At 31.8% G+C, this 12,213-nt stretch carries 5 protein-coding genes; all 5 read left to right on the top strand.

Annotated elements, in window-relative coordinates; genetic code table 11:
* Positions 1–1,785: 1,785 nt before the first annotated feature.
* The 5 genes from ACNQGB_RS15570 (at position 1,786) to ACNQGB_RS15550 (ending at position 12,199) form a co-directional block, all read left to right on the top strand.
* Positions 1,786–6,333, top strand: coding sequence for a hypothetical protein (locus tag ACNQGB_RS15570; RefSeq protein WP_417946024.1), 4,548 nt, complete (start codon positions 1,786–1,788; stop codon positions 6,331–6,333).
* Between the two features lies 1 nt (position 6,334).
* Positions 6,335–8,413: a fibronectin type III domain-containing protein gene (locus ACNQGB_RS15565; RefSeq protein WP_417946025.1), complete on the top strand. Its 2,079-nt coding sequence runs from the start codon at positions 6,335–6,337 to the stop codon at positions 8,411–8,413.
* Positions 8,414–8,417: 4 nt separating this feature from the next.
* Positions 8,418–9,719 (top strand): hypothetical protein, encoded by a 1,302-nt coding sequence (locus tag ACNQGB_RS15560; RefSeq protein WP_417946027.1) that lies wholly within the window; start codon positions 8,418–8,420, stop codon positions 9,717–9,719.
* Positions 9,720–9,723: 4 nt separating this feature from the next.
* On the top strand, positions 9,724–10,917 hold the full coding sequence (locus ACNQGB_RS15555) for a hypothetical protein (protein ID WP_417946029.1): 1,194 nt from the start codon (positions 9,724–9,726) through the stop codon (positions 10,915–10,917).
* A gap of 82 nt (positions 10,918–10,999) precedes the next feature.
* Positions 11,000–12,199 (top strand): hypothetical protein, encoded by a 1,200-nt coding sequence (locus ACNQGB_RS15550; RefSeq protein ID WP_472777137.1) that lies wholly within the window; start codon positions 11,000–11,002, stop codon positions 12,197–12,199.
* The last annotated feature ends 14 nt before the right edge of the window (positions 12,200–12,213 follow it).

Genomic DNA, 12,213 nt, shown 5'->3' with positions numbered 1-12,213 from the left:
TACTCGAAAAAACATCTATAAATGAACTACTTATGAAATCAGATTACAATAATGTCAATGAACATAATACTAACCAGCTGGTTTTCAACTTATTTTAATTGGACACTAGTGGAAGTATACCTCAAAAAAATTAATTAAAGCAATACAAGAACATCCCGACTCGAGGCCTTAGACGAACTAGCGAAGCAGAGTAGATGCGAAACCTAACGAAGTGGTTCGGCGGAGCCAATGACTGTTAAAAAAAATTTAATTTTGAAGCTCAAAAATCAGGAAGAGCAACAAAGTATAAATTCTGGAAAGATGGTTTTCATACCGATACCTTAGATACTTTGGAAAAAAATGGAACAACGAGTAAACTACATCCGTGATTATCCAGTTGAAGCGGGAATTGTATTTCATGAAAGAGATTATGTAAAGAGCAGCTATAGAAATTATGAATAAGAAAATACTGTTTTTTGCAACGTAAATGTTGAACCTTTATGGTAATCTCTCTAAGTAATCCGCGTTGCAAACGCTTTGTTTTTGATAATTAAGTAAGTAGGTACTCGTTGCAAACGAGCACCAGAGGGGGTAGCAATAAAAACAATATGATTTACAAACAGTAATAAAATCAACTGCATTGTCAACTAAAAAAAACCTCATAATCATTTGATTATGAGGTTTTTGTGGACTGACGGGGCCTACAATCGAACACCTAATTCCGATATTAACATTTTTTGAGAGCTTGAAATTATGATTTTAAATATTAAGTCTAAAGCCAAAAAAAATGATTCTTTAAGCTTTTTTTCTTGTACAGAATGAGGCTCCAGTGCCGTTATAAAAGTCCCAGTATTTAATGAGCTTTCGGTATGTTTTTTAAGAACTATACTCAACATTAGGTTTACTTTCAAAGTTTTGATTTATATCAATATAATTGTAAGGAATTAGTATTTAATTGAATAAAGTTCTCAATTGTTTTATTTATTGGCACTGCTATTCAAAAGCCTAAAATAAAAGATCCTGAAAATCCCATTTTTTTTGATTTTGCGAAACTATAAATACTTTATAATACTCTTCAGACGAAACAAAAATACCAAAAAATCATGTATTTGACATATTATTAACCTAGTTCCTCGACGGATGATCGAATCTAAATTAGTCTGGATATATTGTCAGAATTTTTGGAGGTTAGCATATTTATATTATAAAATCACCTCCTAAAGTAGAACAATATTGAATGGTAGTGCTTTTATAAATTGTTGATAACAAATAATTTTTAACTGCAGTAATGCAGTGAAGGAGAAAACAGATCAATTTTAAAAAGAAATTTTCTATTAAATAAATTACTATTTATAAAAAACATTATTATTTTTTGAATTAAAGAACTTACATTTGCAACCGTTAAAGTTTTATTAAATATTAGGAAAATTTCTTAATGAAACTTTTTTTCATAAAAATATTTAATTAAAGATTGATAAATATAAAATTCTTGAAATGATTTTTCTCTATAAGTCACAAAAATTGTTTTCAAAACGAACAACTAAATGGTTACTGTCATTAAAAGTAGATTTTGTTGATCATTAACTTTATTAAAATTAAAGCATAAAAAAAATTTGACCACAAAATTAAATTAAAAAGGCTTCAAACCATTAAAATATACCGAACTTGAAAAAAATTACTTTACAAAAAAATATTTTTACATTTTGTATATCCCTTCTTTTTGTTAGTTTCAATTCTTACGCAAAAGTACATAACGATACAATATTAAAAAGTCAAAATAAAAATTCTTTCTCTTCTAAATTTAATTTGACTAAAAAACATACTCCTGAAGTAGCTTCTAATTTTCATTACAATCAACAAACAAGTGAGTTTACAAAAGACTTTTTAGATCATAATTTTCCTCTTTCACAAGAGACTCAAAAAGATTTAGAACTTGCAAAAGCTACTATAGAAAAAATAGAAAAAAATAGCAGTTTAACGGATTTTTTAGAGCCTAAAAAACTTTCGATGTTACCAATAGGCATAAAAAAAACCATTGGAGGCATTCAATACATGTTAGGGATAAGCAAGGCCACATTTAAAGCTGAATATACTGAGTTAACAGCTTTTGTACGAATTATAATTCCTCAAAAAGATGCTAACGGGCAGTCAAAACAATTGTTTTTTGGTGCTAACAACATAAAGTTATCACACAAGGGTGGATTAGTTGGCGATACGAATCTAACCTTACTTGGTGACGTTCCTATCAAAATTAATGGTGAACATCTTTTATTGATTTTAAAGGGAGGTATGAATATGGCAACTGGAGAAGTTGATAAAAAGACATATGTCACCATTGATTGCAATGGTTTTAAAGAACTAGGAATTACTGCCGATTTAAAATTTTCCAGAAATCTAATCGTCCCAGTTAATGACAAATTTATTGCTGAAGATAAGACAGCAAATGTTACTACTAATTTCAAAACTGTTGTGTCAAATTGGAATGATATTTTGGTAGAAATATCTATGCCAAAATTTGAGTTGGCTTCAAAAAAAGGTTTTTGTTTCGAACTAAATAAAGCAGTACTGGATTTTAGCGATTTAAGAAATTCTAAAAATGTAAACTGGCCTGTTAATTATGAATCCAAATATTTAATACCAGGAAATGAAAATTTATGGCGGGGAATATATGTAAAAACGCTTAATGTTGTGTTACCTGAGGAATTCAAAAAAAAGAATAGTAAGGCTAGGATACATTTTAACGCAAAAGATCTACTAATTGACCGTATGGGGGTTTCAGGACATTTTTTAGGAACTAATTTAATTAGCCTAGATGAAGGTGATGCCTCTGGGTGGGAAATGTCTTTAGACTCACTCGATGTTAAAATTGCTGCAAATTCATTGGTGTCAGCTAATTTTAATGGCGAAATTCTTCTACCTGTATCTGATACATCATCTACTTGTAGCCAAGGAAAAAGATCTGAGTTAAAATACAAGGGTAGCATAGATCCAATAAAAGATGAATATATTCTTAATGCACAAGTTAGTAATGATATATGCTTTCAGGCCTTCAAAGCAACTGCAACAATTAAGGAAAATTCATATGTTGAACTAAAAGTAAAAGACGGTAAATTTTTTCCAAAAGCTGTTTTATTCGGGACGTTGTCATTGCAAGCGAGTAATAAATCGGTTAGTACTACACAAACAGAAGTAAATACACAAAGTAAGGAAACTGTTGATTTTAAAGGGATTATATTCGAAAATTTAATATTACAAACAGTAACTCCTTACTTAACTGCTGATTATTTTGGTTACAAAAATCTCCAAAGTAAAGATGCTAGCCTTAGTAATTTTCCAGTAACTGTCAATGAAATTTCTTTAATTACTGCGCCTGAAAGTGCTAGTTTAAAAGTTGATTTGGCGATCAATATAATGGAAAATCAATTTACAGGACAAACTAAATTTTATGTCATTGGAAAATTTAGCAAAGAGGAAGGTATTCAAAAATGGAAATACGACAGTCTTAAATTTGAACAGATAAATATTGGTGCGGATATAGGAGGGATGAAGTTAAATGGTAGCATTGCAATCATGGACCACGATCCTATTTATGGTAAAGGCTTTAAAGGAATGCTGAGTTGTGATTTTACGGGAGGAATTAAGGTTGAGGCAAACGCTATTTTTGGGGCTACAACTTTTAGGTATTGGTATGTTGATGCTATGGCAGATAATTTAAATATTCCGTCGGGAGCAATTACTTTTAAAGGTTTTGGAGGTGGTGCTTCCTACCGAATGAAAAAGGAAGGGTTCAGTAGTAATTTTACAGCATCAGGGTCTAATTATGTTCCAGATATTACTTCAGGTTTAGGTGTAAAAGCTATGATTAAATTTTCAGGAACAGCTTCGGCAGATTCATTTTGGGGAGGCGCAGGTTTCGAAATAGCTTTTAATAGTAATTCTGGTATCAATAGAATCAGTATTTATGGTGAGGGGCATGTGATGCAACCTTTTGAAATTCCCGTACCAGATAAACTTAAAGATGTTTTGAAAAAAGTGAGTGAAAAAGAAGCTAAATTTTCAAAAGCAATCCTAGAGAAATTAAAACAAGAAGATTTATCCAAAGCTGCAGAAGAATTATATCCCAATGATATAAAAAGCTCGATGGGAATTAATGCTTTTGCAGCCATAGAATATGATTTCATGTCAAAAACATTACACGGTACGTTCGATTTATACATTGATACTCCTGGAGGCTTTATAAAAGGTCGTGCATCAGGCAACAGAGCTGGTTGGGCGGTGTTGCATTTCGCTCCAGACAAGTGGTATATTCGCATGGGAACCCCTACCGATCGCTTAGGGTTAAAAATGGCTGTAGGTCCATTACAGGTTGAAGCTGGAGGATATTTCATGATGGGTGATGATATACCAGCTAGTCCACCTCCTCCCGCAGTTGTTGCGCAAATCTTAGGAGTTACTGCAGAACAATTAGATTATATGCGTAATGAAAATAGCCTTAGAAATGGTAAAGGTTTTGCATTTGGATCAGATTTTAGTATTAAAACTGGGGATATAACGTTTTTATTGTTTTACGCTAATTTTAATGCAGGTTTTGGTTTTGACATTATGGTTAAGGATTATGGTGACGCCGCATGTAAAGGTTCTGGTCCCATTGGTATTAATGGTTGGTACGCTAATGGTCAGTCCTACGCTTATTTACAAGGAGAATTAGGTATTAAGGTTAAACTTTTCATGATTAGAAAAAAAATACCAATTATAAAAGGTGGTGGAGCTGTTCTGTTACAAGCTAAGCTTCCTAATCCAGTGTGGATACGAGGATATCTTGGAGGACATTTTAATCTGCTTGGGGGATTAGTAAAAGGACGATTCCGATTTAAACTTGAGTTTGGAAAAGAATGTGAATTTATAAATGACACTCCTGTAAACGGTTTAAAAGCCATAGCCGATATCACACCTACTAAAGATGCTAAGGATGTAAATGTTTTTGCCGTCCCACAAGTAGGATTTAATATGCCAATAGACAAAAGCTTCACTATCGAAGAAGATAATGGCACAAAGACATATCGACTAAAATTAGAGGAATATACCGTTAACAAAAATGGCACTCCAATACTTGGCACTATGAGTTGGAACACAACTAATGATTTAGTCAGTTTCAATGCTACAGAAGTATTACCACAAAACTCTGAACTGACACTTAATGTAAAAGTAAGTTTCCAAGAATACAGTAATGGTACTTGGAAAACTATTTATGATAACGGTCAAATAGCAACTGAAAATGAGACTATTAATTTCACAACTGGAGCAGCACCTAATAATATACCAATAACCAATATTGCTTATTGTTATCCTGTTTTTGATCAAAAATATGTGTATAAAAATGAAAGCAAGCAAGCTTATGTAGTTCTTAAACAAGGTCAATCCTATTTGTTTGAATTAAAAGCTGGTCAGGCTCAAAAAGCTTTTTACAAAACTGGATCTAAAACTGTAAATGGTGCATTATCCTATTCGCCTAGTTTGAAAAAAGTAAGTATTGATATGCCTGATTTAGAAACAACTAAGTCCTACAATCTTACTTTAATGACACTGGAAACTCAATTAGAAGCAAATAACAACCTAAAGGAAAGTTATCAAACACAAAATTTAGATTCAGAAACTAGCGTTGAAACTAAAAATAATGAATTAAAAGAAACCATAACTGGAGGACAAGGGATTGAACTTTTGCAATATAATTTCAACACAAGTCAATACAATACTTTTCAGGAAAAAATGGCTGTAAAAAAACCAAAACAGACTTTGGTAGAAATCATTTACTCAGATGTTCATGCCTTACATTCTATCAATAATTCCTCAGAACCATTTGACGAAATTGAACTTATTGGTAATGCGAAGACCTTAAATATTCCTTTAGTTACTACTGAGGCTATACTTGACGATAATTATTATATCAATGAGATTTTTCCTTTGATATATAAAGGATATCCCCTAGAAAGTGATTTAACATTAAATAGAAATACAAATGTTTTAGGAGTTCCACCAACAAAAGGTGTTGAAACATTAGTGTGGTATCAAGACTATATTATGAATAACTCAAGTAGTTTTATGCTGAGAGATTACTTGCCATACCGATATAATTTACCTTTCTATTATAAAACAGACTTTGTGGATTTAAGATATAAAGTAGTCAACAAATATCTGAATACTGCCAATCAAGTCATGAAAACAAAGTATGATTATATCATCAACGGACAATTTCCGTACCTCAAAAAAGGGAACTATAACATAAAATTGAATTATACTTTACCAGGTGGTCAACTAGGAACAAGTTCTATTTTTACATTTAATAAAACCAATTAAAATGAAGCCCAAATTTTTAATGTTCCTTATTTTAAATACTATAAATGTAGGATTTGCTCAAAACCCACTAATTAAAGAGCCTAAAATATCTGAAAATAAACTAGAAATAAAAGTACTTACAAGAGTTCAAAAAGATAAGATACTTTTACGCTGGGCCGTGACCGATGCTTTGGCTTGGAAAAAATTAAACAAATACGGCTACTTAGTAGAGCGGTTTACTATTGCGCGAAACAATAAAACGCTATCAATTCCAGAAAAAGTTGTTTTGGCTAAACAATGTAAACCAGAACCCTTAGCATCTTGGGAAACCATAATAGATACCAATGAAAATGCCGCTATTATAGCTCAAGCACTTTATGGTGAAGATTTTTCCGTTACAGGAACCGATAATTTACAATCTATCATTAACCTTTCTGAAGAAACGGAGCAGCGATTCACTTTTGCTTTATACACGGCTGATAAAGACTATGAAATTGCTAAAAAAGCAGGTTTAGGATTTGAAGATAATACCATAAAAGAAAATGAAAAATACCTGTATCGGATTTCTTCTAATGTACCTAAAGAAGAATTAGATATTATTTATGGTGGTGCCTTTATAGATCCTAAAGAGGTTGAGACATTACCAAAACCAATGGATTTTACAGCTCATTTTACCGATAATAGCACTATGTTAAGTTGGAACTTCAATATACTAGCACACGCTTATGGTAGTTATTATATAGAACGCTCAGAGGATAAAAAAATATTTAAACGTATTACTGATAAACCCTACACCAGTTTAAATCAAGAAAATTCAAATAATAATAGAATATTTTATGTGGACTCAATTGCAAACAATCGAGAATATAATTATCGTATTCAGGGTATTTCAATGTTTGGAGAATTGGGGCCTTATTCTGAAATTGTTAGTGGCAAAGGAAAGTCATTATTAAAATATGTTCCTCACCTTACCTTAAAAGAATTTAAAGATGATGCAACTGTTAACCTAGTATGGGAATTTCCAGAGGAAGGGAATGAAGAAATAACTGGTTTTGAACTCAATCGTTCTGATAAAGAAGATAGTAATTATGTTACTGTAATAAAAAACATTTCGCCAAAGGCTCGCAACGTAATTTACAACAAATTAAACGCAACCAACTATTTTACTATAACCGCAGTTGGGAAACAGGGGACTAGTAGAGCCTCATTCCCAATGCTTGTTCAGCCAATAGATTCAATACCTCCTAGTAAACCCGTTGGATTAAAAGGAACTATTGACAGTCTGGGCGTTGTAAAAATTTTATGGGATACAAATAAAGAAAAAGACGTGTTGGGGTATAGAATCTATAAAGCATACAATGCATCTGAGGAATACAGTCAGTTGACAGTGAGTCCAAATGAAAAGAATACTTTTGAAGATAAAGTAATACTCAAAACCTTAAATAGTAAAGTCTATTACAAAGTGATTGCAGTAGATTACAGATACAATATGTCTGAATTTTCAGAACCCCTTGTTCTAAAAAAGCCAGATATTATTCCTCCCGCATCGCCCGTTTTTTCAAAGTATGAAATTAAAGAAGGAGGGGTTTTCTTAGAATGGTTTAACAGCCAAAGTGAAGATGTGACAGTACACCAATTGTATCGACAACAAAACGATCAAAAGGAATGGAAACTTGTTTTTGAAACCAAAAACAAAGAAGAACAATTTCAAGACAAGTCTGTTGAAGAAGGGTATACCTATACCTATGCCATTTTCGCAAAAGATGATTCAAATCTGCAATCGCTGCCTTCGCCTAACCTATCAACTTTTGTTCCTTTTTACGGAGTGATGGAAGCAATAAAAGGTTTTTTTGCTCAAGCTAACAAAACAAGTAACACCATTGATCTATCTTGGAATTACAGCAATCCCTTGGTCGATAGTTTTGAAATATACAAAGCCTCTGAGAAAGATGCTTTGCAATTAATTCAAATTGTAGATGGGAAAAAAAGACAACTATCTGACCCAACCATTACCATAAACACCAATTACAAATACGGTATTAGAGCGATTTTTAAAGACGGAAGAATGTCTAAAATGGATTTTTATACGGTTAAATTTTAGGAAGATGAGAGGAATATTTTACTTAATATTACTATTATTTTTAGGTCAAATTGGTTATTGTCAAACTTATAGATTTACCATACAGTACTCATCATCCTCATTAGGTTGTCATGCTGCAAATTACAACTGGGAATTGTATAATGATTCAAATTTAATTGATTCATTTGAGAAAGGTGGAAACGCAATAAGCATATCGGATAAAAGAGAATTTAGCAACATATATATATCAAGCAGTATTACTATTGCTTTAATTTCTGATTGTCAAAACAATACTATCTGTGAGTTTAATAGTACTTCATCAAAAACATTGAACCAACTCATAAATGCTACCTATCCTTCACTTTCCGGTTGTAATGGAAATGTTCGTTTAATTGATTTCAAACCTAATGTGACAATAAGCAACTTAGAGTTAAATTCACCTTCTGAAATATGTGCAGGAAGCCTATTACAACTTGGTGCATTTCCTGCAGGTTTTCCTTCTTCCGTATATCATTGGCAATATTCTACTAACAATCAAATCAATTGGACAGACCTGCCTTTAAATATTAATGGAAAAAATACTAATAATGTTGCTTTGACCGAAATTACTATGCATGAATTATTAGGTATTAACCACTTGAATTATTTGAACCAAACAATTTTTTTTCGACTAGGATACAATCAAACAAATAATTTTACCAGTCCATTATCCATTAAATACTCCCCATGTGCTCCAATACTTGTGGATAAAACATTTATTCCTCCAGATTGCAAAGGAGGACCTATAAAAGAAATAGCAGCTTACTTTCAAAGACCATTAGAGCCAAACGAAACACTAAGCCCTATGCAAATAATTCCATTTCCGAAAGTAAATGGTGATCCAATATTTTTCTCTCAACAGGAGGAAATAACAAGTCTCGTTTTTGATGCTACAAAAAATCTTTGGGCTTATAAATTTAAAAACTTAGATAGTGGTAGGTTGATGAATAACAAAAGGTACATTATAGAATATCAAGCAAAGAATAATGGAGTACCAAGAGGAACACTTCAATCATTTGAACCATTTATATATAATGATCCAACAGCTGTACAATTCGAGATTGTTTCTGCTGAAAACCCCTTATGCCACGATGGTACTGTTGAAATTGTCATTAGTGTAACAGGTGGTACAGGTAGCTATAAATTTTATGATGACACAATAGAAATAATTCCAACACCAATAAAAGGTACTGACGGTTTTTATCATCTAAAAAATTTAGCACCCAAAGACTACAAAATAAAGGTAGTAGACAGTAATAACTGTATTGATAATAATAAATATGACTAAGTCTATGAAAAAAATCACCTTATTATTGATGCTTTTGACAAACTATATTATGTTTTCACAATATAAATTGACTTATTCTCAAAGTGGATTTGTCAATGATAATTGTTCAATAAATTCAAATTTGGTTTTAGAAATAGGAGTTAAAGAAGAAAACACGTTCACGACTCTTGAGTCAGCAAAATGTGGACGAGCAAATCCTTCAAATAATACTACTTATTTACAACAGAAACCCAACTCAATTCGTTTCAGAGATGGAAATTTCATTTCAGATGAATACCTAATTAGCTATAGAAATAATTCTAATTGTAAATCAATTCAAGAAATTACACTAAGAACAAATAGTGATGAAGTTGTTACCATTTCGTTTGATTTAGTACCTAATTACAGTTTAACAGCAATTACCCCTACAAGCCAGCTTGTAAGCGCATGCAATAAAATAATAATAAGTAGTCCTGATACTTACAATTTAGAATTCTATAATTGGCAATATAACATTAATTCAAGTGGATGGATAAACTTATCAAATTTTTATGGCAAAAATACGCTAGAAATAGGATTAAGTGAAATTCCAAATCTTGCAATTGGTCAAACTGTTCATTTTAGAATTAGTAACTGTACAAACTCAAACATACTTTCGTATTCATTTACCAATTGTTCTCCAAAAATACAAGAATTAAGAAAATCAGATATAACATGTAGCTATCGCAATGATGGTACCATGTCAATTTTATTTGAAAGGAAATTAGAAAACTATGAAAAATTAAACATTAATTTATTGAAACTATTTACTAGTGGATATTCAATAATTAAAGATAAAAATGATCAAACCTATGATAGCACTACTTTACTCTACAATTGGCCTGAAAATTTAGATGCCGGTACTTATAAAATAAAATATCAAATAACACCAATTGGAGATCCTGTTGAATCCGATTCATTCACCATTAATCCCGCTACTCCACTAACTTTTGAGCTTCAAAACCCAAAAAATCCAAGTTGTTTTGGAGCAAAAGATGGTAGTGTTGAAGTCTTAATAACCAGCGGCATCCCAAAGAATTTTGAGTTAAATGGCAAACCCGCGAATACCGTAAAAATAAGCGATACCCTATCCCTATATAGAATAGACGGACTCGCAGCCAATGAACTTGGACATAAAATAAAAGTTACTGATGCCAATAACTGTATTGATACTAATTAATATGTTTATGAAAAGAAAAATACTATTTATTTTATTAGTTTTAATAACAACTACCAGCTCCTCAGCGCAGGTTTTATATATAATGAAAACTAACTATGGGGGATGCAGCAATTATAGTCTGCCAACACCCTATTATGGGGGAGCTACAACAAGTTTCAGTTATAATATAAGTTCAGACGATGGTATTTGGTTGTGTCCAATACAAGAAGTTGGTCCATATTTAATTTTCGATAAAAAACCAAGCTCATATACACTAGATTATGAGACTTACACTGATTATAATCAAACAGACATATATGAGTTGTTGGCTTCTCTTGTTGTAACAATAACAAAAGATTGCGAAACCACCATTGGCTATGGTGCTTCAAATCTAAGACCCTATTTCGAATTAATTAGTAACCAAGTACTTACTTCTCCAGGAGTAAATAACGTGTTAACGGATAAAATCAAATTAAAAGCAACAGGTTGTACTGGAACACAAAGGTTTGATTGGGAGTACAAACTTAATGGAGGTCAATTTAAAAAAATGAATATCAGCACTTCTTTTAATGAAGAATTTGAATTTATAACTGCAAATTTTATCCCATTAGATTACTCTGGTTTTGTAGACTTTAGAGTAGTCATTGATTCGGATCCGTCTATTACCGAAGAAAACGTGTATTCAAATATTATTTCATACAATGTTACTAGAAAAGCTCCGAAAATTATCTCAACATCTTCTCCCAATTTTACTAGCTGCACCTATTCGAAAGATGGATCTGTTACCTTCACATTTGAGAGAGAACTTCAAAATGAAGAGCAATATGAAATGACTCTTATGTTTGAAAATGGTCGTGCTGTCTTAAATGGGAATAAAAGAATTCCTAAAGATTCGATGACTACTCCAACAACCTATACTTGGAATAATTTAGATGCTGAAAAGTATATTCTTGCGTATCAAACCAAAAAGATTATAGGAAACTCCGAGCTCATAAGTGACCCAGAACAAAAAAATTTTACAATATCATCTCCAACTAAATTAGAATTCACAGTATCAGCCAATAATCCTTTATGTAATAATGGAGCGACTAATTTAATTATAGAGACTATTGGCGGTAGCCCACCCTATTTTTATGATGACTTAGAAGGCACTACAGAATTAATTAATGGGGAAACAAAAATTAAAAGAATACAATTCAACCCATCAGATGAGCAATCAAATCAAGTTTCAATACCACTACTAAATCCAAAAAGTGTATATAACATAAAAGTCACTGATTCAAAATTCTGTACTGAAAAATAATCCTCTACTAAACA

It is taken from the genome of Flavobacterium frigidum (genome assembly GCF_048286795.2).
This window is presented reverse-complemented; position numbering and strand designations above follow the sequence as displayed.

What these genes read in the sequence shown, in the direction of transcription:
- ACNQGB_RS15565 (WP_417946025.1), top strand. Translation starts at nt 6,335, where the DNA reads ATGAAGCCCAAATTTTTAATGTTCCTTATTTTAAATACTATAAATGTA.
- ACNQGB_RS15560 (WP_417946027.1), top strand. Translation starts at nt 8,418, where the DNA reads ATGAGAGGAATATTTTACTTAATATTACTATTATTTTTAGGTCAAATT.
- ACNQGB_RS15555 (WP_417946029.1), top strand. Translation starts at nt 9,724, where the DNA reads ATGAAAAAAATCACCTTATTATTGATGCTTTTGACAAACTATATTATG.
- ACNQGB_RS15550 (WP_472777137.1), top strand. Translation starts at nt 11,000, where the DNA reads ATGAAAACTAACTATGGGGGATGCAGCAATTATAGTCTGCCAACACCC.